Annotated in this window: 20 protein-coding genes and 1 pseudogene; 15 read left to right on the plus strand and 6 right to left on the minus strand. The window is 46.5% G+C overall.

Going from position 1 to position 26,150, the window contains the following annotated elements; genetic code table 11:
• Positions 1-82: 82 nt before the first annotated feature.
• Positions 83-499, minus strand: coding sequence for a response regulator (locus ESB13_RS00935; RefSeq protein WP_246022381.1), 417 nt, complete (start codon positions 497-499; stop codon positions 83-85).
• A 129-nt stretch (positions 500-628) separates the two neighbouring features.
• On the opposite strand from ESB13_RS00935, the gene hppD reads away from it, so the two are divergent.
• Both hppD and ESB13_RS00945 read left to right on the plus strand, forming a co-directional pair.
• On the plus strand, positions 629-1,762 hold the full coding sequence (gene hppD / locus ESB13_RS00940) for a 4-hydroxyphenylpyruvate dioxygenase (RefSeq protein ID WP_129001174.1): 1,134 nt from the start codon (positions 629-631) through the stop codon (positions 1,760-1,762).
• A 71-nt stretch (positions 1,763-1,833) separates the two neighbouring features.
• The gene (locus tag ESB13_RS00945; protein WP_129001175.1) at positions 1,834-2,589 is read left to right on the plus strand and encodes a L,D-transpeptidase family protein; all 756 of its coding nucleotides are present in this window, start codon (positions 1,834-1,836) and stop codon (positions 2,587-2,589) included.
• A gap of 460 nt (positions 2,590-3,049) precedes the next feature.
• Here the strand turns inward: ESB13_RS00945 and ESB13_RS00950 are convergent, their stop codons facing one another.
• The 3 genes from ESB13_RS00950 to ESB13_RS00960 form a co-directional block, all read right to left on the minus strand.
• Positions 3,050-4,303, minus strand: coding sequence for an aspartate kinase (locus ESB13_RS00950; RefSeq protein ID WP_129001176.1), 1,254 nt, complete (start codon positions 4,301-4,303; stop codon positions 3,050-3,052).
• Positions 4,304-4,335: 32 nt separating this feature from the next.
• Positions 4,336-5,691 (minus strand): pyridoxal-phosphate dependent enzyme, encoded by a 1,356-nt coding sequence (locus ESB13_RS00955; RefSeq protein WP_129001177.1) that lies wholly within the window; start codon positions 5,689-5,691, stop codon positions 4,336-4,338.
• A 150-nt stretch (positions 5,692-5,841) separates the two neighbouring features.
• The gene (locus ESB13_RS00960) at positions 5,842-7,428 is read right to left on the minus strand and encodes a S41 family peptidase (protein ID WP_129001178.1); all 1,587 of its coding nucleotides are present in this window, start codon (positions 7,426-7,428) and stop codon (positions 5,842-5,844) included.
• Between the two features lie 211 nt (positions 7,429-7,639).
• Here ESB13_RS00960 and ESB13_RS00965 point away from each other — a divergent pair, with 211 nt between their 5' ends.
• The 9 genes from ESB13_RS00965 to ESB13_RS01005 all read left to right on the plus strand — a co-directional run bounded on the left by ESB13_RS00965 (position 7,640) and on the right by ESB13_RS01005 (position 20,256).
• On the plus strand, positions 7,640-8,482 hold the full coding sequence (locus ESB13_RS00965) for an N-acetylglucosamine kinase (RefSeq protein ID WP_129001179.1): 843 nt from the start codon (positions 7,640-7,642) through the stop codon (positions 8,480-8,482).
• Positions 8,483-8,510: 28 nt separating this feature from the next.
• A complete protein-coding gene (murQ, locus tag ESB13_RS00970; protein WP_129001180.1) occupies positions 8,511-9,338 on the plus strand; it encodes an N-acetylmuramic acid 6-phosphate etherase in 828 nt (275 codons plus the stop codon).
• A gap of 21 nt (positions 9,339-9,359) precedes the next feature.
• On the plus strand, positions 9,360-11,270 hold the full coding sequence (locus ESB13_RS00975; protein WP_220399521.1) for a 7TM diverse intracellular signaling domain-containing protein: 1,911 nt from the start codon (positions 9,360-9,362) through the stop codon (positions 11,268-11,270).
• A 326-nt stretch (positions 11,271-11,596) separates the two neighbouring features.
• Positions 11,597-14,575 (plus strand): SusC/RagA family TonB-linked outer membrane protein, encoded by a 2,979-nt coding sequence (locus ESB13_RS00980; RefSeq protein WP_129001181.1) that lies wholly within the window; start codon positions 11,597-11,599, stop codon positions 14,573-14,575.
• Positions 14,576-14,607: 32 nt separating this feature from the next.
• Entirely contained in the window at positions 14,608-16,098 is a 1,491-nt protein-coding gene (locus ESB13_RS00985; RefSeq protein WP_129001182.1) for a RagB/SusD family nutrient uptake outer membrane protein, read from the plus strand.
• A gap of 11 nt (positions 16,099-16,109) precedes the next feature.
• The gene (locus ESB13_RS00990) at positions 16,110-17,531 is read left to right on the plus strand and encodes a glycoside hydrolase family 30 protein (RefSeq protein ID WP_220399522.1); all 1,422 of its coding nucleotides are present in this window, start codon (positions 16,110-16,112) and stop codon (positions 17,529-17,531) included.
• A 71-nt stretch (positions 17,532-17,602) separates the two neighbouring features.
• A complete protein-coding gene (rlmB, locus tag ESB13_RS00995; RefSeq protein WP_129001183.1) occupies positions 17,603-18,355 on the plus strand; it encodes a 23S rRNA (guanosine(2251)-2'-O)-methyltransferase RlmB in 753 nt (250 codons plus the stop codon).
• On the plus strand, positions 18,352-19,221 hold the full coding sequence (locus ESB13_RS01000) for a hydroxymethylglutaryl-CoA lyase (RefSeq protein WP_129001184.1): 870 nt from the start codon (positions 18,352-18,354) through the stop codon (positions 19,219-19,221). Before rlmB ends, ESB13_RS01000 begins: the two co-directional genes overlap by 4 nt.
• Before the next feature lie 18 nt (positions 19,222-19,239).
• Complete coding sequence (locus ESB13_RS01005) at positions 19,240-20,256, plus strand: GSCFA domain-containing protein (protein ID WP_129001185.1); 1,017 nt, start codon at positions 19,240-19,242, stop codon at positions 20,254-20,256.
• Here ESB13_RS01005 and ESB13_RS01010 read toward each other — a convergent pair.
• Positions 20,199-21,281: a tetratricopeptide repeat protein gene (locus tag ESB13_RS01010; RefSeq protein WP_129001186.1), complete on the minus strand. Its 1,083-nt coding sequence runs from the start codon at positions 21,279-21,281 to the stop codon at positions 20,199-20,201. The genes ESB13_RS01005 and ESB13_RS01010 overlap by 58 nt on opposite strands.
• 32 nt (positions 21,282-21,313) lie before the next feature.
• Entirely contained in the window at positions 21,314-21,913 is a 600-nt protein-coding gene (gene miaE / locus ESB13_RS01015) for a tRNA-(ms[2]io[6]A)-hydroxylase (RefSeq protein ID WP_129001187.1), read from the minus strand.
• A 226-nt stretch (positions 21,914-22,139) separates the two neighbouring features.
• Between miaE and ESB13_RS24255 the strand changes: the two are divergent.
• From ESB13_RS24255 to ESB13_RS01030, 4 genes and pseudogenes are all read left to right on the plus strand, one after another.
• Positions 22,140-22,337: pseudogene (locus tag ESB13_RS24255) on the plus strand (DUF6934 family protein); the annotation flags it as partial.
• Between the two features lie 66 nt (positions 22,338-22,403).
• Positions 22,404-22,976 (plus strand): RNA polymerase sigma-70 factor, encoded by a 573-nt coding sequence (locus ESB13_RS01020; RefSeq protein ID WP_129001188.1) that lies wholly within the window; start codon positions 22,404-22,406, stop codon positions 22,974-22,976.
• Between the two features lie 88 nt (positions 22,977-23,064).
• Complete coding sequence (locus tag ESB13_RS01025) at positions 23,065-23,520, plus strand: hypothetical protein (protein WP_129001189.1); 456 nt, start codon at positions 23,065-23,067, stop codon at positions 23,518-23,520.
• Positions 23,521-23,785: 265 nt separating this feature from the next.
• Positions 23,786-26,134 carry a TonB-dependent receptor gene (locus ESB13_RS01030; protein WP_129001190.1) on the plus strand — a complete coding sequence of 783 codons (2,349 nt, stop codon included), beginning with the start codon at positions 23,786-23,788 and terminating at the stop codon, positions 26,132-26,134.
• The last annotated feature ends 16 nt before the right edge of the window (positions 26,135-26,150 follow it).

Raw genomic sequence — 26,150 nt, forward strand, 5'->3', positions numbered from 1 at the left:
AGGTATGGTAATGCAGGTGTGAGTAATCCTGGTTGCTGGTATGGTGATGCCTGCTATTGCAGGCAATTGCCAATGGAAAGAATTAATGTTTTTTGGCAGGCGCATGTGCTGAAAAAAAGTCATTCAGCTTGCTGATCAGCTCATGAAACCGGGTTGGTTTCGATATGAAAGCAGTGGCGCCCAGTCCTAGGGCTTTGTTTTTGCTCAACTCGTCAGAGGAGGTGGAGTAAATGGCAACAGGAACCTCCTGCAGCCTTTCCTGTTTGCGTATTTCGCTCAGGCATTGTAAGCCGTTAAGCCGCGGCATATTCAGGTCCAGGAAAATGTAATCGGGTACAGGAGCGGTATTGAGCAGCGCAATGGCTTCGGCGCCGTCGCCGGCAAAAATACAGGTATAGTTATCCAGCATCGTTTTCTCCATCGCGGCGGAAAACAACTCCTGGTCATCTGCATCATCATCAACAATCAAGCACAGGATGGGGTGGACATCTGTAGTCAAGTAAAGCCTTTTAATAAAATTAACAAAATCAGGGCGATTGTCAAAATCGATTCAATTCCTTTATTTTTACCCCGTTGTCGGTACCTTTACCTTCAACAATTGCCATATTTAATATCAAATCTGTAAACAATGGAAACAACGATTGCTGCCAGGAACAGCGCAGTCCAGGATGTCGATTTCCTGCCGCTTGAAGGAACCGATTTTGTGGAATTCTATGTAGGAAACGCTAAACAATCAGCACATTATTACATGAGCGCTTTTGGATTCCAGGCCCTGGCATATGCCGGCCCCGAAACCGGTGTAAAAGATAAGGTCAGCTATGTAGTCCGCCAGAACAAACTCACTTTTGTTTTAACCACAGCATTAAGAGCCAATAACGAAATCGCCGATCATGTGTACAAACATGGCGATGGCGTGAAATTCCTTGCATTAAGGGTACAGGATGCTGCAGACGCCTGGGAACAAACCACCAGGAGAGGCGCCGAAAGTTATAAAACGCCGGAACTGATGCAGGACGACCATGGTAAAGTAATCATGAGCGGCATCCATCTTTATGGCGATACGGTTCACCTGTTCATCGAAAGAAAAGATTATAACGGGGTATTTATGCCGGGTTTTGTAAAATGGGAGAACAATAATTTCAAACCTGCTTCAACAGGCCTGCTGTATGTAGACCATTGCGTTGGTAATGTAGGCTGGAACCAGATGAACAAATGGGTGTCTTTTTACGAGAATGTCATGGGCTTCCGTAACATCCTTTCTTTCGATGACAAGGATATCTCTACCGAATACTCTGCACTTATGAGTAAGGTTATGAGCAGCGGTAACGGCTTTGTTAAATTCCCGATCAACGAACCTGCCGAGGGAAAGAAGAAGTCACAGGTAGAAGAATACCTCGAGTTCTATAACGGCGAAGGCGTGCAGCACGTGGCCATTGCCACACTCAATATCGTGGAAACCGTAACCGCCCTCATGGAGCGTGGTGTTGAATTCCTGAAGGTGCCTGCCACCTATTACGACGATCTGCTCGACAGGGTAGGACCTATCGATGAAGACCTGGAGCCGCTGAAAGAGCTGGGGATTCTGGTCGACCGCGATGACGAAGGTTACCTGCTGCAATTATTCAGCAAACCGGTACAGGACAGGCCAACCCTGTTTTTCGAGATCATCCAGCGCAAAGGCGCAAAAAGCTTTGGAAAAGGCAACTTCAAAGCCCTTTTTGAAGCTATCGAGCGCGAGCAGGCACTTCGCGGTAATCTCTAAACAGGCCATTCTAATAAATTTTTAACGCTTGCCATGCCCCCGGATTATGTTTATTGAATAATTTCGGGGGCATGAAGCGTGTTTGTGTCCTGATGTTGGCCCTCGTTATCGGTTTCTATTCCTATGGCCAAACCTCCTTTTTTGATGTTCAGCGTGCCCAGCCGCGTGTGGCGTATGCCATCCGCCTAAAAGAGGATACGTTGAAAAAACAGTTTGCAGCCGCAGGTTTGCAATGGCCGGCAAAACAGATCTATGTTCGCTCGTTTAAATACGACAGCCAGCTCGAAGTATGGGTACGCAACTCCTCCGCTGAACCCTATAAGCTTTTTAAAACCTACAAAGTATGCGCTATGGCCGGCAGCCTCGGCCCTAAACGTATCGCTGGCGACTACCAGGTGCCGGAAGGGTTTTATTATATCAATGAATTTAATCCCAGGAGTAACTACCATCTTTCCCTGGGTATCAACTATCCCAACGCATCGGACCGCATCCTCAGCGATTCGCTGAGACCCGGCGGCGATATTTATATCCATGGCAGTTGTGTAACAACAGGTTGTATCCCTATCCTGGATCCGCAGATCGAAGAATTGTATATCCTCGCCGCCAATGCAAAAAGCAATGGGCAGGATTTTATCCCGGTTCATATTTTCCCGGTTCGCTTTACCAACCCCAAAAGCATGGAATACCTGTCGAGGGTTACCAAAGACGATCAGGACCTGCAACGTTTTGCGGTAAAACTGAAAGAAGTTTTCGACTATTTCGAGAAAGCAAAGAAATTGCCGCTTATCTCCGTTAATCCCGAAGGAGAATATATAATGATGGACTAGCTTTTACGGCTGGTCTTTAGCATAAAAGAGGTCGCTGCATAGTATCACCCGGCTTGGTTGGTATTATACAGCGATTTTTATTGCTATTTATCTTCCGGTGGGTATAACCGGCCCGGAGGAGGCTTGCCCGGATGGGTGAACCAAGGGCAAAAAAAATCTTTTACGGAGAAAAATGCTGCCGGATGGGCGGGGGAAGTGGCGAGCAAGTGCGATACAAGTGCGATGCAAGTGCGATACAAGTGCGATGCATGAGCGATGTAAGTGCGGTTATAGTATACTTATGGCGGGATTGCCTACCGTAATCTGTGGTATAGTAATATGGAGTGTGAGGTGCCTGTATAGTACCACTGCCTGCGGCTGCTTTATAAAGCCTGCTGATGCAGTGTTTTTGACTACCCGGAACGGCGCTTTGCCGGCACGGGAGTTTCCGGTAAGGCGCAATTCCGGGGATAGGCTGTATTTACCTGAACAGCACCTGTACCGTTTCCTGTGTTTGCTGTATCAGTAACGGCGTTTTCCCGGCAGTCATTTCTGCCGCCTGGCCTGCCTTATAATGCCTGATCGTAAGCAGGGTAAGTCCTTTTTCCACGGAAACATCAAAAGTGGCTCCCGCAGCGGCTGCCAGCTGCTCTATCTTGTCGCTATGATCATCGAGGCATAGCTGCAGGCTTACCGCGCCGGTTTGTAGCAGGTTGGGCGTAATATTGAGTTGCGCAAAGATCTTATAGAGATTACTCATGGGCTGTTCGCCTACAAAAGAGAAATCCTGGCTGTGCAGGTGCATCAGCGCCTGGTTTTCCTTGAGCACTATTATCGGCGGCAGATTTTTCGCGTGTTTATTGCTGATAACGGTTCCCGCCAGTGAAGGATCGAGAAAGCATTTTACATATAATGGAATGCCTTTGTTCTGTAAAGGTTTGATGGTTTTGGGGTGAATCACCTGTGCGCCGTAATAAGCCATTTCTATCACCTCGGTGAATGATATGGATTGTAACAATTGTGCATCGGGAAACTGTTTGGGATCTGCATTCATCACACCTTCAACATCTTTCCAGATGGTAAGGCTTTCTGCATCCAGTATATTGGCGAAAACAGCAGCGGTATAATCGCTGCCTTCACGGCCCAGTGTGGTACTCTCATTTTCGTCTGTGCTGCCAATAAAGCCTTGTGTGATAACAGGCGCTCCCGCATCTTCTGTAGCCTGCAGTATCTTTTCCGTGGTGATAGCCCAGTCGATATTGGCATTGCGGAAATGATTGTCGGTACGGATAAGGTCCCGTACATCCAGCCATTCATTGGCGATACCTGCTTCCTGTAAATAATGACTGATAATGCTTGTGCTGAGTAATTCGCCTATACAAACCACCTGGTCGTAATAATAGTCGAAATTACGCACAGGTTTGTCGTGCAGCAGCCATTCTACCTCGGTGAAAAGGTCGGTCAGCTGCGACAGGCATTCATTGAAATGCGTAACTAGCAAGTACTTGGCAGTGGTAAGATGTTGGTTCTTGATAACGTTGAACAGGTCCAGCGCCTGTTGTTGTGCTCCCGCATAAAAAGCCTCCGCTACTTTCTCCAGCGCGTTGGTGGTTTTGCCCATCGCCGAAATAATGATCACCAGGGGGCTGTCTTTATGCTGATCAACTATATGTGCTACCTGCTTAATCCTGTCTACACTGTTAACGCTGGCTCCGCCGAACTTAAAAACTTTCATCCTTTCCTTTTCTGTTTATGAGTGATGCCCGGTTATTTCGCCAGGCTTTGGATCACGTCGTATTTGGTGACAATATGGTAATCGCCTTTTTCATCTTTGGCAAGTACCGCTCCGTTCTCTTTATGAATTAAATGGCTGAGGCGTTCTACAGGTGTGTCAAATGCCACTACCGGGAAAGCTGCTTCCATTACCGCCTGTACCTGGGCCTGTTTTATTTCAGGGTTGCTGAATAATTTCTGGAACAATCCTCCTTCGCTGATAGCGCCCAGTAAAGCCCCGTCTTTAACAACCGGTATATGCTCTATATCGTATCTTTTCATCAGTTCAACTGCTTCCAATACGGTATTTTCAGGAGCTACGGTTACCAGGCGCTTCGATTGCCTTGCATTCACGATATCCTTAAATGATTTTACATCCAGGAAGCCCCTTTCCATCATCCACTGATCGTTGTAGATCTTCGCAACATACCTGCTGCCGTGGTCATGGAAGATACATACTACCACGTCATCCTTTTTCAGCTTGTGTTTCAACTGCATTAGTCCTTGCAGGCAACTGCCGGCACTGTAACCGCAGAACAAACCTTCTTCTTTTGCAATACGACGGGCCATTACAGCGCCGTCTTTATCCGTTACCTGTTCAAAATGATCGATAACACTCATGTCGTAGTTAAGCGGCACAAAGTCTTCACCAAAACCTTCCGAGATATAAGGATGTACTTCCTTCATATCGATCTCTCCCGTACGGAAATACTTGGTGAGCAGGGAGCCATAAACATCCACTGCCCAGATCTGTATATGCGGATTCTTCTCTTTCAGGAACTGCGCAATACCGGTAACGGTGCCTCCGGTACCTGCCGTGCATACCACATGCGTGACTTTACCTTCGGTTTGCTCCCATATTTCAGGGCCGGTGGTTTCGTAATGCGCCAGCCTGTTGGCCAGATTATCGTATTGGTTGAAATGATAGCTGTTCGGGATTTCACGCGCCAGCCTCCTGGCCACAGAATAATAGCTTTGTGGATCATCAGGCTCTACGTTGGTAGGACATACGATCACCTCGGCGCCTACCGCTTTCAGAATATCAAATTTTTCCTTGGATTGTTTATCCGTAGTAGTGAAAATACATTTGTAGCCTTTTACCACCGCCGCCAGTGCAAGTCCCATTCCGGTATTGCCGCTGGTGCATTCAATGATCGTGCCTCCGGGTTTTATTTTGCCTTCCTGTTCTGCTACTTCCAGCATCTTCAGGGCCATCCGGTCTTTAATGGAGTTCCCCGGATTAAAATAGTCCACTTTGGCGAGTATGGTGCCAGGTACATCCTGGGTTAGCTTGTTTAGCTTAATCAATGGCGTATTGCCAATCGTCTCAAGTATATTATTTAACCACATGGCACAAAGATAATAGAATAGACGGTAGATGACCGAATGCCAGGGGGAGAATAGGAACAGATGTTCGTGTTTTTAATGGCTGCGGCAGGGGGCCGTACCTGTTTTTGATACGGCCCTGCTTACCGGGATAAATAGCCCGATGTTTTTTACCTACTTTTTCAGCGCCTTTTCCAGCATCGGGTCGCGGGCATTCATTACTTCATAGTAACCTTCGGTGCGCCAGATCTGGCGGGCCAGGAGTGCTTTGAGGGTAAGAAGTAGATCGGTTTTGCCGGTACCGTTCACGCTGTTGAGGTTAATGCTGTCTTTGGCTGCGGCAGCGGTAATGGCCGACCATTCCCTGGCGCCTGCGCTGTATTGTTTCGCAAAATCTGACGCATTCTTGAATGCTTTAAAGGAGGCGCGGTTTTCTACATAATAATTGTAAACAAACCGGTTGAGCGTGCCTTTCAGGTACAGCTGGTAAATTTCTTTTTGCAAGGTGGCCGTATCATAAGGTACAAATACGTCGGGTGTAATGCCGCCACCACCATATACCACCCTGCCGGCAGGTGTTTTGAAAGGGGTGCCTGTAGGTTTTGAGGTGTCGGCTTTTACCAGTTCGCCGTTATGTAAACGGTCGATCAGGTCCTCTTCATATTTCTCTTTGCCTTTGTTATACGGCTTTTGAATATTACGGCCCAGTGGCGTGTAATAACGGGCGATGGTTAAACGCAGGCCGGAACCATCGCTCAGTTGGAAGGGCTGTTGTACCAGGCCTTTACCAAAGCTGCGGCGACCAATGATGGTGGCACGGTCCCAGTCTTGCAGGGCGCCGGAAAGGATCTCGCTTGCAGATGCCGATGTTTCATCGATTAACACCGTAAGTTTTCCCGTTTCAAATAAACCGGGGCGTTTACAACGGTATTCCATACGCGGGGCTTTTGCTCCCTGGGTGTATACGATCAGTTTATCGTCGCTCAGGAACTCATCGGCAATGTCTACGGCTTCCGATAATAATCCGCCGCCATTGCCACGAAGATCCAGGATCAGTGATTTCATGCCTTTGGCCTTTAATTGCTCGAGGTTTGACATGAATTCTTCGTAGGTGGTTTCGGAAAACTTATTGATACGGAGAAACCCTGTTTCAGGTGTGATCATATATGCCACATCTACGGATAACAAAGGAATGGTGCCACGGGTGATGGCTACTTTTTTGGCAGCGCCATCCCTGATAAGGGTTACCTGTACCACCGAGCCGCCCGGTCCGCGCAACTGCTTGCGTACATCTTCGGCTTTAACAGCCTTGCCTGTAAGTGGTATGCTGTCGTTTACCTTGATGATCTTGTCGCCTACCTGTAAGCCTGCTTTAAAGGATGGGCCATTCTCTATTACGTTTAATACATTCACCGTATCGTTAAACATCTGGAATTCAACGCCAATACCCTGGAAATTACCCTGAAGCTCTTCATTGGCGGCATCCAGGTTCTTGGCAGGTATGTAGATGGAGTGCGGATCGAGGTGCGCCAGCAGATCGTCGATAACCGCATTGTTGAGGCTATCCTTGTTTAATTCGTCCACATATTTGTTATTGATAAGGTCTGTGATCTCCTGCAAAGAACTTTTCTTCGTATTCTGGAAAAAGCCGATTGCACTCCCTGAGGTTTTCTCTTTTAATTTGAACCCTAAGAACATTCCTATCGTCATTACCACCGCAAATAGTAACGGCAGCCAAACCTGCAACTTTTTACTTCCCATAAAATCGCTTCTTTGTATCTTGTTACATCAAAGCACGAATATCTTATAAATCATTTAAAGTTGGGGAAAAGGTTTGCGTGCAGGGACTTCAGCCGAACCTGAATGCAGGTTTTTGCTGCTGTTTTTGCGAAATTAAGTCGGCAAAACCCGCTAATAAACGCAAAAACCTGCTTATCTTGCAGCTTTAAATGCCAACGTTAAACAAAGAAACATGGCAGTAAAAATTATCGCCGACAGCGGATCCACAAAATGCGAGTGGCGTTTGTTGCCGGAGGGAGGAAGAGCGAAGAAGATCTTTACACAGGGTATGAGTCCTTATTTCCTGACACAGGAACAAATGGTGGCAGTAATGCAAAAGGAGCTTTTACCCAAATGCAAGGGAGTTGAAGTGGACGAACTGTTTTATTACGGTACAGGATTGGCTAACCCCGCTAATGCGAAACTGGTGAAATCGGCCCTGAAAAAGCTGTTCCCTTCGGCCCGCATTGAAGTGAACCACGATCTGCTGGGCGCCGCACGTGCGCTTTGTCAGAAGGAAAAAGGCATCGCCTGCATCCTGGGAACCGGTTCCAACTCCTGCTACTACAACGGCAGCAAGATTGTAAAGAACAGCCCGGGACTTGGATATGTATTGGGAGACGAGGGAAGTGGCGCTTACCTGGGCAAAAAAGTGATCCAGTATTTCTTATATAATACGTTCGACGAAGACCTGATGGCGCGTTTTGTTGCCCGCTTCGAAACAACGCAGATCGAGATCCTGGAAAATGTATATAAAAAACCGCTCCCTAACAGGTACCTGGCTTCATTTGCCATCTTCCTGGCTGAGAATCGCGGCCATTATATGATCGAAAATATTATTGAGGACGGCTTGAATGATTTCTTCTTTACCCATCTGTATAAATACCGGGAAAGCTGGACTTCTCCCATCCATTTTGCGGGAAGTATAGCCTTCGGTTTTAAAGATGTATTGAAAGAGCTCTGTGCTACTTATGAACTGGAGTTAGGTCGTGTCCTCAAAAATCCAATAGATGGATTAGTAACATATCATTCGTGACCCCGGGTTGCGATAAGAGGCATCGAATATGAACAAACTGAAAAGAGTTACCGAAGAACCTTCACCCTACAGGCACCTCGAGAAAATGAGTATCGGGGAATTACTGGCAAACATCAACCAGGAAGACCAGACTGTTCCGCATGCTGTCAGAAAAGCCATCCCCCAGATTGAACAACTCGTTACCGCTGTCAGCGATAAAATGCTCGCAGGCGGCAGAATGTTTTATATCGGCGCAGGCACCAGCGGGCGGCTGGCCATTGTTGATGCCAGTGAATGCCCGCCTACTTATGGTGTGCCGTACGGACTGGTGATTGGTATTATTGCCGGTGGCGATATTGCCATTACCCAGGCGGTTGAATTTGCGGAAGACAGTAAAGAACAGGGCTGGACAGACCTGCTCCAGTATAATGTAAGTGCCAATGATGTGGTAATAGGGCTCGCCGCAAGCGGAACTACTCCCTATGTGATTGGCGCGCTTGAAGAATGCCGTAAAAGAGGTATTACTACCGGTTGTATTGTTTGCAACCCAGGTAGTCCTATCGCCGATCTGTCCGACTTTCCCGTGGAAGTGATCGTAGGCCCCGAGTTCGTTACTGGCAGCACCCGTATGAAAAGCGGCACGGCCCAGAAACTGGTGCTGAATATGATCTCTACATCTGTTATGATCCAGTTGGGCAGGGTAGAAGATAACAGCATGGTGAACATGCAGCTTAGCAATGAAAAACTGATTGAAAGAGGCGCCAGGATGGTACAATCTCAATTACAGTACCTCGATTATGAGAGCGCCAGGTCGCTGCTGCTGCAATATGGCAGCGTTAAAAAAGCAGTTGACTCCAGGTTGTACTCTCTGCGCTGATAATAGCTTATTATTGCGTCCATGAAACGATTGGGTGCGCATATGGGAACAGCTGTTCTTAAGCTGGCAGTATTTGCTGCAACTTTGCTTTTAGCCGCACGGCTTCAGGCACAACAGGCAGTTGCCATTACGCCCCAACTGGAGGAACATATTTTTACATTTAAGGAAATTGAGGTCCTGCACGATGAAACGGGGATGCTGCAATGGCAGCAGATAACGGCGCCGGCAACATCTGCACGCTTTAAGCCTAATCGGGCCAGCACTCCCCAGAATACTAAACTCAATGAATACTATTGGTATCGCATTCGCATAAAGCGCGATAGTGCAGTCAATAAATCATTTCTGCTTGAATTCTTTGACCAGACGATCGATGAAATCACCGCCTATATGCCAACAGCTGCAGGCGGTTACGATAGCATTGCGCTGGGCGATCATCAGCCCTTCGGTAAAAGGCTTTTCAGACATAAGAACTTCGAATTACCTGTAACCAACAGCCATAACGGCGAAGCTGTTTATTATTTCCGTATCAGGTCGAGCCAGCTGGCCGATATTATTGTGGTATTACGCTCGGTGAACCGTTTTGTAGGATATGCGCTGGATGAATATTTTAGCTTTGGCATTTTCTATGGCATGATCCTCATTTTCAGTTTTTATAACCTGATCATGTTTATCGCTGTAAGGCAAAGACAGTATCTCTATTATGTATTGTATATATTGAGCGTAGGCCTTTATGAAATGTCTACCGATGGTATTGCCTTCCAATACCTGTGGCCGCATGCCATTCACTGGAATGAATATGCTTTTGCAGTGCCGTTGTTATGCATCAGTGTTTTTACCTTGCTCTTCACACGAAAGCTGCTGCATGTACGCACAAAGTTTCCGCTGCTCAGCACTTGTATCGAGATAGTGATCGTTGCGCGCATTTCGTTTTTCGTCATTTGCTGGTTCTTTCATCCGCAGTGGCTGAATTATAAGTTTATCGAATTTATTCCCCTGGCGCTGGCCTATTTTACAGGTGTATACATGCTGGCAAAAGGGTATCGCCCCGCCCGCTTCTTTGTATTGGGATATAGTTTCCTGCTGATAGGTTTTCTTTTAAAGTTCTTTATCATGCTGGGATATAGCTGGCTCAACTTTGGTGCTGTCAGCTATTATAGTCTGGGGTTTTGTTTTATCACGGAAATGTTCTTCCTGTCATTTGCTATCGGCGATAAGGTGCGGCTGCTGAAAAAGAAAAGAGAGCGCGCCCGGCAGGAAATGATCCGGCAGATGACGGTGAACGCACGCTTGAAGGATAACCTGAACCGCAAGCTCGAACAACAGGTAAGAGAAAGAACCAAAGAGCTGCTGGAGAAAACAGCGCTTATTGAACAGCAGAATAAGGAGCTCGCCGAGGTAAATGACCTGCTGCTGGAACAGGCGGAAGAAATTTCCCGTATGAATGCGCTGTTGGAACAGGACAATACACAGTTACGCTCCAATGTTGAAAAAGTTACCCAGGCACGTGCGTTATCTGCCCCGGTGAACTTTGAAGAATTCAGCAGTATTTACCCGGATGCCGAAAGCTGTTTCCGTTTCCTCGCTGGCTTAAAATGGAAAGAGGGCTATGCCTGCCGTAAGTGCGGGAATACGCAGCATTTTCCAGGTCATCAGCCTTTTAGCCGGCGTTGCTCCAAATGCGGCTACGAAGAATCTGTACTTGCCAATACCATCTTCCAGAATAGCAGGATCCCTATTAATAAGGCTTTTTACATGGTGTTCCTTATTTACTCCGCAAAAGGTAAGATCTCCTCTCACAAATTATCAGGGATCCTCGGAATCCGCCAAAGCACCTGCTGGACCTACCTGAATAAGGTACGTGCGCTGATGGAAGAGCGTAAAAAAGAACTCCGCCAGGCCGACGAGCACGGGTGGAGCAAACTGGTGTGCTAAATTTTTTTCCCGATAACCAACCGTATCAAAAACAAAAAATACCTAACGGCTGTTATCTTTCTGTTCACTGTATATCAGGCGTTTAGCCTTGTCGTTCTCCCGGTATTAAAGCGTATCAATAAATGCGTAAGTTATTAGTTTTCAGTATTTTATGTGAAATTTTATTTGTTTTCACCCTGAAAACCATGTTAACTTCGTATCCGAAACTTTAACAAATCTCACAGTTAAAACCGAGCGTAAAGATTGCTTGCCCCCTTCGCTGATTTTCCCTGCTTCTTTCCTTGATTTAGAACTGTGACTCAAGTACACGACAAAGCTTTCCAATTATGAAACAGAAAATTTCGCTGTTGACATCCTTCTTGCTGGCAGTTTGCTTCATGGCATTTGCGCAAACGCCTGCTTCAGTAAAAGGTGTCGTAAAAGATTCAACCGGAAATCCAATTTCCGGCGTTACCGTTCGCGTAGTAGGAACCGGTCAGGGTATAGTGACCAATACCCAGGGAGAGTACCAGCTGCGACCCGCTTCGGCGCAAGCCACCCTGGAATTCTCTTTTGTAGGTTATGAAACGCAACTGATCCCAATGAATGGGCGTACACAAATAGACCTCGTAATGCTCCAGTCCACTAGTTCTCTGGGTGAGGCTGTAGTGGTCATAGGTTATGGCGCTCAACGCAAAAAAGATCTTACCGGTTCCGTATCGGTAATATCGGCGGCAGATATTGCCAACAGGCCTATTGTAAATGCCGGTGAGGCATTGCAGGGTAAGGCTGCCGGTGTGCAGGTGACGTCCGTTTCAGGTAAACCGGGCGCCGTGCTTTCCATCCGTGTACGCGGCTCTTCCTCCATCAGCGCCGGTAATGAACCGCTTTATGTGGTGGATGGTATTCCTATGACAGATATTGCCGCTTTCTCTCCTAATGATATAGAATCGGTTTCTGTGCTGAAAGATGCGGCTTCCACCGCTATCTATGGTACAAGGGCCGCAAACGGGGTTGTGGTGATCACTACCAAAAAAGGTAAAAAAGGGCAGTCCAGGATTGATTTTACTTCCTACTTCGGCACCAGCACTCCTACCCGTAAACTGCACATGCTTAATGCCAAACAATACCAGGAATATGCCAATGAAACGCTGGGGGCCGGTACTGTTACCGATGCCATGGTGCAGGCAAACGATATCAACTGGCAGGACGAAGTCTTTAGAACAGGTACACAGCAGAACTATCAACTGGCATTGTCCGGCGGCAACGATAAAACACAGCATTATATTTCACTGGGATATACCAACCAGAAGGGTATGGTGAAGCCTGCTACCTACGAGCGCTTCAATGCCAGGGTGAACCTGAGTTCAAAAATTAAAGACTGGCTCACTGTTTCTACTTCCACATTAATGTCGCGCGAGCATATCAACGATGTTACCGATAACGCCGGTGTGGCCAGGGGAGGTGTTGTTTTATCTGCCCTTACCACACCGCCAACTGTACCCATGTACGATGCACAGGGCCGAATTGGACAGAACCCGCAAACAGGATGGGAAAACCCTTTGGGCGCTATCATTGGCAGGGATAACAAATTTCTTAACGACAGGATCGTCTCTAATGTAGGATTCGATTTCAACCTGTTAAAAGGGCTGGTCGTACAATCGCGCTTTGGGCTCGACTATAAGAATAATGACAACAAAGGTTCTACCGATCCTATTTACACACAGGCTGGCCGTAATGCCAGGGGCTCGCTAAGCGAACGTCTTTCCAAAGAACTGGTATGGCTGAGCGAACAAACCATCACCTTTACCCAAAACTGGAATAAACATAATTTCAGCGCGCTGGGTGGCTGGTCTGTTCAGGACTCACACTACGAAGAAACCTATCTTACCGCTTCTGTCATCGATTCACAATATCGCTTCAGCGACTGGAGCCGCCGTTATGCCCTGGCGCAAAATAAAACCACTGCGCCTGCCAGAACCATTAAGGAATGGGGGCTGATGTCGTATTTCGCAAGGTTCTCTTACGATTATGCCGGCAAATACCTGTTCCAGGCGAATATGCGTGTTGACCAGTCTTCTAAGTTCGCACCCGGTAACAGAACGGCTGCTTTCCCTTCTTTCTCTGCCGGATGGCGCATTTCGGACGAAGCCTTCATGAAGAATGTACGTGCTGTGAACGATCTGAAACTGCGTGCCAGCTGGGGCAAGAACGGTAACCAGGAAGGTATCGACAGCTACGACTATCTGTCATTGAACAAGATTGATCCTACCACAGGCGCCGTTGATATTAATACTATTGCACCGCAAACGCTTACCTGGGAAAAAACAACGCAAACCAATATCGGTATCGACGCAACCTTCCTCAACAGGCGCCTCACCTTTACCGCCGATTTCTATGTAAAAAATACGAAGGATGTACTGGTTAAAGTACCGGTAAGCGGCCAGATCGTATCCAGCCTGTTACTGAACAGTGGCTCTATGCGGAACATAGGCCAGGAGTTTATGCTTTCAAGCCGCAACATTGTTAAGAAGGATCTTACGTGGACAACAGATTTCAATATCGCGTTTAATCAGAATAAAGTATTGAAGATTGCCGATGGTATTGGTGAACTCACTGCCTTTGGTGAGATCTATGAAAAAGGAAATGCGATTGTACTGAAAGAAGGGTATGGCCTCGGACAGTTTATTGGTTATGTGGCTGCAGGTGTTGATCCTGCTACGGGTTTACAGTTGTATCAGGCCGGCGATGGTTCCAAGGTAACGGAGCCGAAGCCTTCAGACAGGCGATTGATAGGAAGCGCACAGCCTAAGTTTGTATACGGTATGACCAACGCCGTTTCTTATAAGAACTTTGATCTGTCCGTATTCATACAAGGTTCACAGGGAAATAAAATATACAATGGCGTGCGGGTGGAAACAGAAGGGATGAAAGATTCCCGGAACCAGAGTACAGCTATCTTAAGCAGGTGGAGGAAGCCGGGTGATGTTACCAATATGCCCGGTGTGCTTGCCGGAAGTGATAACAATGCACTCATCTCTACACGCTTCCTGGAAAACGGTTCTTATCTCCGTTTCAGAACCATTACATTGTCGTACAGGTTAGGGGAAAGCTTGATTGAAAGGATTGGCTTCAGAAGTGCATCGATATATGTATCGGCGCAAAACCTGTTCACCATTACCAAATACACCGGCTTTGATCCGGAAGTGAATTCATATGGCTCTTCCAATAATACACAGGATAACAGGAATGTTTCCTTAGGTATCGATTATGGTGCTTATCCTCAGGCTAAAATATTCCTGGTGGGTTTAAATATAGGTCTGTAAGAAAAACATGCTGAAACGCTAAATGAATTGCAATGAAAACAAATTATATTTTATATACGATCATGCTGGCGGTTGTTTTGGCTGCCGGCTCCGCCTGTTCTAAAGTGCTCGATAAAGAGCCGGTTACATGGCTGGTGCGTGAAAACGAAGATTCTACCATCACGGCAGCAGCAGCTGAAAACCTGGTGGCAGGTATTTACCTGTACTATAAAAGGGAAGCGCTTGAGTTCTCTGTTTTCGACCGGATCACTAATGGCGATGTATTGTCCGATAATAATTATGCGGGCGGCGATAACACTGCCAATATCACCCTTGATAACTTCCGGTTCAATTCGCTGAATGGCAACCTCAACCGCGACTGGCAAAGGGCTTATGAGCTGATAGGCAGAACGAATATTGCCCTGGCCCAGATCGTAGCCTGTAACGATCCGGCATTGACGGCCGCACGTAAGAGCCAGATGCTGGCTGAGCTGCGTTTCTTCAGGGCTTTCACTTATTTCGACCTGGTAAGGCTTTTTGGAAGAGTGCCGCTTATCCTGCAAAGGCCCGATGAGTCTACTTCCGAAACCCTGCTGAAGTCTACTATCGTTCCGCGTTCTTCAGTTGACTCGGTATATAATGCTATCCGTGCCGATCTTTGGTTTGCAAAAGCCAATGCCCGTGAGGTTGCTGCAGCACCCAACAAATACCTGGTATCAAAAGGTGCGGTGAATGCAACCCTGGCCAAAGTTCATGCAGCAATGCCTTCACCCAACTGGGATTCTGTAAGGTATTACTGTGATCAGACCATTCCATCATACAGCCTGGTGTCTGATTACAATTTCCTGTGGGACAACAATCATAAGAACAGTAGTGAAGCCATATGGGAGATCAACTTCTCAGGATATAATTCAGGTGATGGCGTTGGTAACTGGATTCCCTCCATTTTTGTAGGTGGCAGCATTGGCAACTATGAAGGTGGGGGATGGAAAAAATTCAGTACGCCTTCTAACGACCTGGTAGCGCTGTTTAATACAGAAAGCGATAACATCCGTCGCAACGCGTCTATTAAATTTCTGGATATCACAGGACAGTTTTCCGATGTCAACTGGCCTTCCAATAATTATCCTTTTATTGTCAAGTTCAATGATCCGCGCGATGGTACGAACGATTTTTATATGATACGCCTGCCTGACATTATGCTGCTGAAAGCAGAAGCATTGGTGAAAGCTAATGATGTTACGGGTGCTATGCTTATTGTTGCTGCTATCCGTGCCCGTGTGAGCCTGGGACCTAAAACGGCTGCCAATGCTGCTGCGGCCGAAACGGTGATTGCCAACGAAAGAAGGCTGGAGCTTGCGTTTGAAGGGCATCGCTGGTTCGATCTTGTTCGTACCGGTAAAGCAGTAGAAGTAATGAATGCACAAAAGGGATTGAACGGAACACCGCTGAATTATAATGTGCAGCCATATCGTACCATTATGCCTGTTCCGCAGCAACAGATCGATTTAAACCCTGCATTGGATCAAAATCCTGAGTATTAATAGCTTGTAATATGAAAAATACGTTGGTAACTAGTGGCCTTTTGTTGTTGTTGATGGGTGTATTCTACGGATGCAAATCGCATTCCGGTGGCAGCAAAGAAAATGGTGATGGGAAAACGGTGACCTGGCTTACGCATCCTGCAGGAAATATTCTTTTTAAAGAACAGGTGGCAGTGGCGCCGGTTGCTACAGACGGGCTGCCCGTAATTGAGCTGAATGAGGCAGAACAGTTCCAGGAAATGGATGGTTTCGGGTGTACGCTTACGGGTGGCAGCGCTTTGGCGTTAAGCCGCATGCAGCCCGCTGCCAGGGCAGCGTTGCTGAAGGAGTTGTTCGATACCTCAGGTGCCAATATAGGCATCAGTTATCTGCGTATTAGTGTGGGCGCATCGGACCTCGATGAAAAGCCTTTTAGCTATAACGATCTGCCCGCAGGACAAACCGATACGGCATTGGCCCGTTTTAGTCTCGACCCCGACAGGCGCTATCTGCTGCCTATGTTGAAAGAAATACTGGCGGTGAATCCGCATATCAAAATAATGGGCTCCCCCTGGTCGCCCCCCGCCTGGATGAAAACGACAGGCGATACCAGGGGCGGCAGCCTGTTGCCGCAATATGCCGGTGTTTATGCAAAATATTTAACGAGGTATATTCATGAGATGCAGCAGGAAGGGGTAACGCTGGACGCACTTACCGTTCAGAACGAACCCCTGCACCCGGGTAATAACCCGAGTATGCTGATGCTGGCCCCCGATCAGGCTGATTTTGTAAAAAATCACCTGGGGCCCGCATTCAGCAAAGCAGGACTGCGTACCAGGATCATTATCTACGATCATAATGCCGACAGACCCGACTATCCTATTTCCATTCTTAATGACCCCGAAGCAAAAAAATATATCGATGGCTCGGCTTTTCATTTGTATGGCGGTACCATCGATGCGTTGTCTAAAGTACATGAAGCGCATCCGGATAAGAACCTTTATTTCACGGAACAATGGCTGGGCGCGCCCGGCAATATGCAGGAAGATCTTGCTTTTCATATCCGGCAGCTTACCATCGGCGCTTCGCGTAACTGGTGTAAAAATGTGCTCGAATGGAATCTGGCCTCCGACCCGCAATACAAACCGCATACCGATAGGGGAGGATGCGACCGTTGCCTGGGAGCGGTAACGATCGATGGTGATAATGTTGTGCGTAATCCCGCCTACTATATTATGGCGCATGGTGCCAAATGGGTACGACCGGGTTCCAGACGCATTGGTTCTAACCTGCTGCCGGATTTGCCTAACGTGGCTTTCGTGACTCCTGCCGGCAAAAGGGTGCTGATCGCGTTTAACAGTAGTAGCAGGCCACAGTCTTTCTATGCCAAAATGGGCGATTTCAAATATGCCTTGTCGCTGCCTGCGGGTGCGGCGGCTACCTATCTTTGGTAGACCTGCCCGCAACAGGGCTAATTGCAGCTTTGGCAGAAGATGCGGGGGATTGATTACCTTCGCAGCCTATTATGTTCCATTCTAAGAAAAATATTATTACAGGCCGTAACCCCGTTGTTGAAGCGCTGCGTTCCGGTCAGACGATAGACAAGGTCCTGATGTTCAAAAATGCTTCAGGAGATGTGATTAACGAGATCAGGCAGCTTGCCAAGGATAACAATGTTCCGGTTCAATATGTTCCCAATGAAAAGCTGAATAGTCTTACCAATATCCAGCACCAGGGTGTTATTGCCTTTAAGGCTGCTGTATTTTATCACGATCTGCAGCAGGTGATCGACTGGGTAGTGGAAAAAGGGGAGACGCCGCTTTTTGTAATGCTCGATGGCGTTACCGATGTGCGTAACATTGGCGCCATTGCGCGCAGTGCCGTTTGTTGTGGCGCCCAGGCTTTGATCATTCCCGATAAAGGGGTTGGCGCACTCAACGAAGAGGCAATGAAAAGCAGTGCCGGTGCATTGGAACTGGTGCAGGTTTGCCGTGTAAACAGCCTGCTGAAAGCGGTTGATACGCTTCATCTGAATGGTATACAGGTGTTTACCAGTGAAATGAAAGCTGAAAAGCAATTGTTCGAACTGGATCTTACCATTCCCGGTTGTATTATCATGGGCAATGAAGAAAAGGGCGTACAGCCTTTTATGTCCAAAGCCGCCGATGCTCATTTTACCATACCTATGAAAGGAGACTTCGATTCATTTAATGTTTCTGTTGCTGCCGGTATCATTCTGTATGAGGCCGTGAGGCAACGTATCAAAACAACACCATGAACCACTCAGAACCTGTGATCATAACAGAATGCCCCCGCGACGCCATGCAGGGATGGCCACATTTCATTCCTACGGAAAAGAAACTGGCTTATCTCGCTCAGTTACTGAAAGTAGGTTTTGATATCATCGACTGCGGCAGTTTTGTTTCTCCCAAGGCCATACCCCAGATGTCCGATACCAGGCAGGTGCTGGATGCGCTGGATATGAGCGGTACCACATCAAAGCTGCTCACAATCGTTGCCAACCTGAGAGGGGCGGAAGAAGCAGTAACTTATGATAAGGTTTCGCTGCTGGGTTTTCCTTTTTCTATCTCGCCCACGTTTCAGCAACGGAATACAAACAGTTCCATAGAAGAAAGTGTTGCCAGGGTAGACGCCATCCAGGACTTATGTGTTCGCCATAATAAAACATTGGTAGTATACCTGAGTATGGGATTTGGTAATCCTTATGGCGATGTATATAACGAGGAGATCCTGCTGTATTGGGCCGATCAGATGGCTGCCAGACAGATAACTGTGATCTCTCTTGCCGATACAGTGGGGCTGGCTACTCCGGAGCAGATAAACACTGCTTTGCGAACAGTTATTCCGCGTTACCCGGCAGTAAGTTTTGGGGCGCATTTGCATAGTACGCCGGCCAATTGGCAGGAGAAACTGGAAGCCGCTGTAACAGCCGGCTGCCATAGGTTTGACGGAGCGCTTAAAGGTATTGGCGGTTGTCCTATGGCCCAGGATGAATTGGTGGGTAATATGGCCACCGAGCAAATGATCGATTACTTTCATTTTAAAGGAATACAATTGCCTTTGAATACACAGGCATTGTCCGATAGCCTCCAAATGGCGGCAGGTGTTTTTGTAAATCAATAATTATATCGCAAGTTTTATATGGATTTCCAGGTGCCTATTCGTATTAAACCATTAGATCCGCTGATCACACACCAGGATAAACTCCTGTTGATTGGTTCTTGTTTTACCGAGCATATTGGTCGTAACCTGGAAGAGGCAAAGTTTAATGTGCTGCAGAATCCCAGCGGTATTCTGTTCGATCCTATAGGTGTGTGCAATAGCCTTGTGGCTTATATGGAAAATAAGCAATACGCTGCCGGTGACTTATTTGAATTGAATGAGGCCTGGCATAGCTGGATGCACCATAGCCGCTTTTCACATCCTTCTGCAGGACAGGCGTTGGCAGCTATCAATGAATCGCAGCAGCAGGCGCACGATTTCCTGAAGCAGGCCGACTGGTTGCTTATTACACTGGGGTCTTCTTTTGTTTATAAGCTAAAAGAAAATGGGCAGCCCGTGGTGAACTGTCATAAGGCGCCGGCCCAGGAGTTTACAAAACACTTGTCAACAATAGAAGAGATCGTTACCATGCTTGATGGTACTATCTACCGGTTGTTCCAGTTTAATCCTAAGTTGAAAATTATTTTTACTATCAGTCCGGTGCGCCATATCCGTGATGGCGTAACAGAGAATAACCGCAGTAAGGCAAGGCTGATAGAGGCAGTTCATCATCTGGTGAATAAACTCGACAGGTTATATTATTTCCCCGCCTATGAGCTGGTAATAGATGTACTGCGCGATTACCGTTTTTATGATATTGACATGGTGCACCCCAACTACCAGGCCACGCAGTTTGTATTGGAGCACTTTAAAGCCTCCTGCACCGATGAAACTGCAAGGCTGATAATAGAAGAAGTGAAACGGATTGCGCTGGCAAGAAGGCATCGCCCTTTTAATCCGGCTTCACAGCAGCACAGGCAGTTTCTGCACAGTACCATGAACAAAGCACGCGAATTGATGGAACTATATCCTTGGATTGATTTTACTGAAGAGATGGCTTATTTTGAATCGGAATGGAGTGATTCAACAGGTTCTGGGTTTTCTTCCAAACAGTAGCGTTGCCGTAGTGTTTGAAAAGCAGCACGGCTAACGCCAAGCTGTACCGCTTCCTTGATGTCGTTACATAATAATAAACGCAGATCGTTTCTTTCTGTAGCCCCAGCTGGCAATGTGTCAAGTAGTATTGAACTAACTATAGCGCGTTCTTTTAATGCATTGGTATAAAGCGGCTCAATTTTGAGCGCTTCAGTAAAAGACTTTATCGCTTCCGGGAATTGCTGAAGGCCCTGATACGCTATCCCGGAGTAATAATACAGCTCTTCCATATCCGGCTTGGCTGTCTTGCATTCCCTGATATGGGTTAAAGCTTCTTTATAGTTGCCCGCATGCAGGAGCGTACGGATGGATTCTACCAGCCGGTAAAACACGCTTTCCCCTTCTTCTTCATAAAAAGGCTGCGAGTTCAGGTAACGGATTTCTTTTTTAAGACGCCCTGTTGAATGCCATTCCTGCCAGAATCCCTGCATATAACCGTTTGCTACATTGCCGCGGCGTTGTATAGAGCCATTGAGATAATACTCTTCACGGATTCCGTCTTCCGTATTACGGCTGAAATAACGTGACGACTTTAACGTGCCGTTTCGGTAATAATCGGTGACATAACCCGATATATAACCTTCCTGTATTTCTCCCCGCGTTTTTAACGCGCCGTTCAGGTAATATTCTCTGAATGGGCCGGAATAAGGGACCGCTGAGGTGTCGCTGTAATAAAGCAGCCCGTTTTTGTCTGCCATTGTATAAACCGTTGGAATGGCCCGTACTGAATCGGATAGTTCGAGATATGCCTTGGTGATAATATAAATGATGGTATCGCCGGCATCCATTCCCATGGTGCTAACAGAATCGGGGTGGGTTATCAGGCGTTGCTCCGCAATATCCTCTTTGTAAAGCACATTGTCTTCTGCCGATAAATGTTGTATGAAAATAGAATCAACATAATAGATCTTTTTATGTGCCGATTGAGCTGCAGCTTGCTGAAAAAGGCCCAGCATGATCACAAATAAAATGCCTGTGCGTACCATATGGCTTGTCCGTTTCGTAATAGAATATTGTGCTAATGTATCCTGTCTCCTCTTATTTCGAGGCTTTCCATGATGCCCGCTTCATAGTCGAGCCATTGTTGCCAGCGTGCTCTCACGGCTTCTTTAGGTGCATATGTTTCTGCCAGCTCAATGAACAAGGCATAGTGTCCGGCTTCGCTTTCCATGAAACGCCGGTAAAACTGGCGCATATATTCATCGGACAAGCCTTCACTGAGCCTTTTGAACCGCTCGCAGCTTCTGGCTTCAATCAGTGCAAAGCTTAACAGCTGATCGGTAAGCCTGCCTTCTTCTCCACCTCCTTTTTGCTCAAAGTCTTTTAGCTTGTTTACGTATACATCTTTGCGCTGGTTGCCCAGCGTTAATCCTCTTTTATAGATTTCCTGCAATACCAGGCGGAAATGCCCCCATTCTTCGGTAACGATAGGAGAGAGCTCTTTTACCAGCACTTCTCTGGTAGGGTAACGCTGGATTAACGTGATGCAGCTTGTTGCAGCCTTTTGCTCACAATAGGCATGATCTGTTAATATTTCCTGCAATTCCATTTCCGCCAGGTTTACCCATCTTGGGTCGGTGGGTAGTTGTAATCCCAGGATGTTTTTGAGCGCTTCCATATATTTCAAAAGTAAAGAAACTATTGTGAAGCGCCGCCCGTCGCGGCTCTAACTATTGGCCCCTTTTTGCTTTCCCGGTCAATAAGGCGTTTTTCGTTGCGCTGGATTTAGAACTGCTAATGCCTGGAGTTTAAACTGCCTGCTATGAAATATGAAAAATACAGCGCCGTAATGTCTTCGCCGGATTTTCCGGAATTTGAATTTGTGAGCTCCCGGACCCAAAGGTAAAATACTGAAATTGATACAGTTTCAATACCTTGAGGAGCTTGGTAGCTATCATCTTGGATTTGGGAATTTACGCCGGGATGGAGATTACGATGATTTATCTGTTGATGATAATCAGGACAGGAATAAGATTGTGACGACTCGAGAATTATATTTTAGTTTCATTCTTTTCAGGAATAATTTGAAAAATATTTCTTAATATTTTTTTTCTTTTCTAATTTGGTAGAGGGAATGAAACGATTGTTGCCGCTTCCCAGCCATATACATGTTATCTGAAAAACTAACAAAAGCATCTATTGCTGTAGCCGAAAATGACGACCAGACTGCATTTCAGGAGTTGTTCCGTCATTTCTTTCCGGGTATGCTTTCTTTTGCCGCATCTTATATGAAGAATAGGATGATGGCGGAAGAAGTTGTGGAAGATGTTTTCGTGAAGCTATGGGAAAACAGGAAGATGCTACCGGCTATACGGAATCTGAATTACTACCTATATGTTGCCACAAAGCACGCAGCTTTAAATGCGTTGAAGAAAGATAAGTCGCAGGATGTTATTGCCCCTATTGACGACCTGGAAGAGGAAACGCTGCGTTTCAACAGGACTCCTGAAGATGTTATGATCTCGGAGCAGACATTAAAAGAGATAGAGGCTATTGTCAACAGCCTTCCCGGACGGTGTCGTTTAATATTCCGGCTAGTTAAGGAGGAGGGGCTCCGTTACCGGGAGGTAGCCGAGTTGTTGAATATTTCTGAGAAGACAGTTGAAAATCAGATGACAATAGCGATCCGGAAGCTTACAGCCCGGACAGTACATCTTATCAGCTTGCGCAATGCGCGTTGATGCTGCCATAATACTGCTTGTCGCCTGCATGATATTTATTAATATTTTAATCTTGTTACGGGTTGGTTGGATGGTTTGAAAAGGCTTTATGCCCGGTGTGCAGCGAATATTAAAATTTACGTTAAAGGAAATAGTTTCGTTAGTTATATTTTGTAACGTTGTTGCATTGCTTATCTTTGTATCTGTAGGTCCATTTCATATCTTTTACATGCTTAAGAAAAATGTTCGCTTCATAGCGCTTATGCTGTTGCTGGTCTTTTTACAAAAGGCCGGTGCGGGTTTATGGGTGCATGAGCTGATGCATGTAAAGACGATTAAGGATAGTTCATCTTCAAAGGAGGCTGGCAAGTCATCGGAAAGCGAGGCTTGCAGTTGTATAGATGATTTTTTTGTTCCGATGGAAATGGGGCCTGCTTCGTTATTGTTTTTTGTTCCTTCTGCTTTTATTGTACTAAAGCGGGTTCAGGTAAATTTCCCCCCTCTTATATTGCCGTTTTTTTATACGCTCAGAGGTCCTCCCGTGTCTCTTCCTTCCTTTCTTTAAGATAAATTTTAGATTAATGTGCATGCCGGGGGCTTTGTGAGAGAAGTATCCCATCTACTGTTCTTTGTTGGCAGTAGGTACTGTTACCGCTATGTCCTAAAGCTATCAATTTCGCTGATTTAAACTTATTATGCAATGTCTGCTGCTTTTGTGCAGGTAGAAATGAGGCTGCGCGTATAAGGGCTTCTTTGTGAGGCGGTCTGCGATGATCAGTTACCGGGGAGGAGCTGTGTGCAAGTAAGGGCGCATGCTATAAAGAAGTTTTGTGAAGAACCGATATCATTACATTCCCGGATGTGCGTCATGGATCTTAGGAATTCTGCTGCTCACGGTGTCTTTTTGTGCTAATTCCCAGCGCTGTAATATCTCCATCCGGGGTTTTGTACGCGATACAAGCGTAAATAAGCCAGTGGAAAAGGCTACTATTAGAGTGGATAATATGCCTTTAACTGTTACTGATAGCCGGGGGGCGTTCAGTATTGGTGGTATATGTGCGGGCAAACATATCATAGTGATAAGTGAGGTCTCGCACAGCAATACCCTTTGTGAATTGTATGTTTCAACAGATACCACGATTGTGTTATTGTTATCTGAAAAAAGCAACGTGCTTGGCGCTGTGAGTGTTACCGGTTTTAATACCAGGAAGCCGGCGCTTACTACGCTAGCTAGCACCGTTATGAAGGGACAGGATCTTTTTAACACAAGGGGGGCTACACTTGGTGAGAGTTTAAAAGGCATTACCGGGTTGAATACCCTGCAAACGGGGCCTTCCGTTTCGAAGCCTGTTATTCACGGTTTGCATAGCAACAGGGTATTGATCTTAAACAACGGTGTGCGGCAGGAGGGGCAACAGTGGGGATCGGAGCATGCGCCGGAGATAGATCCTTTTATTGCTTCAGAAGTAAGCATTGTAAAAGGTGCTTCCAGTGTTCGTTATGGATCTGATGCTATAGCCGGTGTTGTTTTGCTTGAGCCGGAAGCATTGAATCCTGCCAGGCAATTGCAGGGACAGGTAAATGCAGTGGCTGCTACCAATGGCCGGATGGGGGTGATGAGCGGCATGCTGGAAGGAAAGTTGGATAAACGCCTCGACGGGTTAAACTGGCGGGTTCAGGGAACACTAAAGCGTGCAGGTAATTTCAGAACTCCCGGTTATTACCTGAAAAACACGGGCATCTCAGAAGCCGATTTTTCGGCGGCGGTAAGTTATAAGAAAAGCAATTATGGTATAGATCTCTACTACAGTGAATTCCATAACAAGCTGGGTGTTTTCGATGGATCTCATGTAGGTAATGTTTCTGATTTATATGCTGCTTTTGAAAGACCCAGGCCTATTACCGCTTCCTATTTTTCCTACAAGATAGACCGGTCTTACCAGGATGTTTCTCACCGGTTACTGAAGGCGGGCGGCTGGTACCGGTTTAACAATGGTTCCCGACTGGAAGTTGTTTTTGCAAGGCAAGGGAACCGCAGGGATGAGTATGATATAGACCTGCCTTATAGTACGGATCCTGATATATTAAAGATGCCGCAGATCAGTTTTAAGATCAAGACGCATACGCTCGATGTTAATTATGATTGGGCCAGCGGAAAGTATTTCTCCGGCAGTATAGGCGTAAGCGGGGGTACACAGGGTAATGTGTTTAACGGTATCCGCTACCTGGTTCCCAATTTCAGGAATTATTCGGGTGGCGTGTATGCCATAGAGAAATACACTTATAATAAGTTGACGCTGGAAGCGGGTGCCCGGTATGATTACAGGTGGCTTAGGGTCTACCGTTTAAATAATAATACGCTTCAGACATATTATACCACACATGACTACAGGAATGTTACCGGAACAGCGGGAGCCGGTTATAAGTTTACGGATCATTTTTCCATCAATGCCAATGTTGGGAGTGCATGGCGTGCCCCGAGCGTGAATGAATTGTATATCGATGGGATTCATTTAAGTGCAGCTTCCTATGAAAAGGGTGATTCGCTGTTGAAAAGTGAGCGCTCTTATAATTTTACATTTGGAATAAAATATGAGCGTTCGAGGTTCAGGGCAGAAGCTGTAGCATATTATAATGTTATCAATGATTTTATTTATGCGAAGCCGGCATTGAAACCGGTCACACTTATCAGCGGAACCTATCCGCTCTTCAGTTATACACAGGATGATGTGACGCTTAAAGGTGTTGATGTCGATCTTTCCTATAAGCCGGTCAGGCAGGTTGAGCTTGTTTCCAAAACTTCTATCGTAAGGGCCTGGAACCGGACGATTCATGATTATCTCGTGTTCATGCCTGCGGATCGTTTTGATAATAAGATACAATACAATATAGGCAGTTTGGGGCGGGTGCGGGATTGTTACCTGAGTTTACAGAATATAAGTGTAAGAAGGCAGGACCGGGTGCCGCCGAACAGCGACTACGTGGCTCCTCCTCCGGGTTATTCGTTATTTAATATCAGTACGGGCTTTACTATACATATATCCGGCAATTCATTGAACATTAACCTGGGGGTGGATAATGTTGCCAATGTTGCCTATCGCGACTATCTCAACCGTTTCCGGTATTACGCAAACGATCTGGGAATGAATGTTATGCTAAGGGCAAAGTATGTCTTTTAATTTTTATAAAATTTAA

Origin of the sequence: Filimonas effusa (assembly GCF_004118675.1) — a bacterium.
Taxonomy (GTDB): domain Bacteria; phylum Bacteroidota; class Bacteroidia; order Chitinophagales; family Chitinophagaceae; genus Filimonas; species Filimonas effusa.

Bases quoted from the DNA above. Each gene is read 5' to 3' on its own strand.
- ESB13_RS00985 (WP_129001182.1), top strand. From the start codon at position 14,608: ATGAAAACAAATTATATTTTATATACGATCATGCTGGCGGTTGTTTTG.
- hppD (WP_129001174.1), top strand. From the start codon at position 629: ATGGAAACAACGATTGCTGCCAGGAACAGCGCAGTCCAGGATGTCGAT.
- ESB13_RS00975 (WP_220399521.1), top strand. From the start codon at position 9,360: ATGAAACGATTGGGTGCGCATATGGGAACAGCTGTTCTTAAGCTGGCA.
- miaE (WP_129001187.1), bottom strand. From the start codon at position 21,913: ATGGAAGCGCTCAAAAACATCCTGGGATTACAACTACCCACCGACCCA.
- ESB13_RS01010 (WP_129001186.1), bottom strand. From the start codon at position 21,281: ATGGTACGCACAGGCATTTTATTTGTGATCATGCTGGGCCTTTTTCAG.
- ESB13_RS00980 (WP_129001181.1), top strand. From the start codon at position 11,597: ATGAAACAGAAAATTTCGCTGTTGACATCCTTCTTGCTGGCAGTTTGC.
- ESB13_RS00965 (WP_129001179.1), top strand. From the start codon at position 7,640: ATGGCAGTAAAAATTATCGCCGACAGCGGATCCACAAAATGCGAGTGG.
- ESB13_RS01020 (WP_129001188.1), top strand. From the start codon at position 22,404: ATGTTATCTGAAAAACTAACAAAAGCATCTATTGCTGTAGCCGAAAAT.
- ESB13_RS00990 (WP_220399522.1), top strand. From the start codon at position 16,110: ATGAAAAATACGTTGGTAACTAGTGGCCTTTTGTTGTTGTTGATGGGT.
- ESB13_RS01005 (WP_129001185.1), top strand. From the start codon at position 19,240: ATGGATTTCCAGGTGCCTATTCGTATTAAACCATTAGATCCGCTGATC.
- murQ (WP_129001180.1), top strand. From the start codon at position 8,511: ATGAACAAACTGAAAAGAGTTACCGAAGAACCTTCACCCTACAGGCAC.
- ESB13_RS00945 (WP_129001175.1), top strand. From the start codon at position 1,834: ATGAAGCGTGTTTGTGTCCTGATGTTGGCCCTCGTTATCGGTTTCTAT.
- ESB13_RS01025 (WP_129001189.1), top strand. From the start codon at position 23,065: ATGCCCGGTGTGCAGCGAATATTAAAATTTACGTTAAAGGAAATAGTT.
- rlmB (WP_129001183.1), top strand. From the start codon at position 17,603: ATGTTCCATTCTAAGAAAAATATTATTACAGGCCGTAACCCCGTTGTT.
- ESB13_RS00950 (WP_129001176.1), bottom strand. From the start codon at position 4,303: ATGAAAGTTTTTAAGTTCGGCGGAGCCAGCGTTAACAGTGTAGACAGG.
- ESB13_RS00955 (WP_129001177.1), bottom strand. From the start codon at position 5,691: ATGTGGTTAAATAATATACTTGAGACGATTGGCAATACGCCATTGATT.
- ESB13_RS01000 (WP_129001184.1), top strand. From the start codon at position 18,352: ATGAACCACTCAGAACCTGTGATCATAACAGAATGCCCCCGCGACGCC.
- ESB13_RS00960 (WP_129001178.1), bottom strand. From the start codon at position 7,428: ATGGGAAGTAAAAAGTTGCAGGTTTGGCTGCCGTTACTATTTGCGGTG.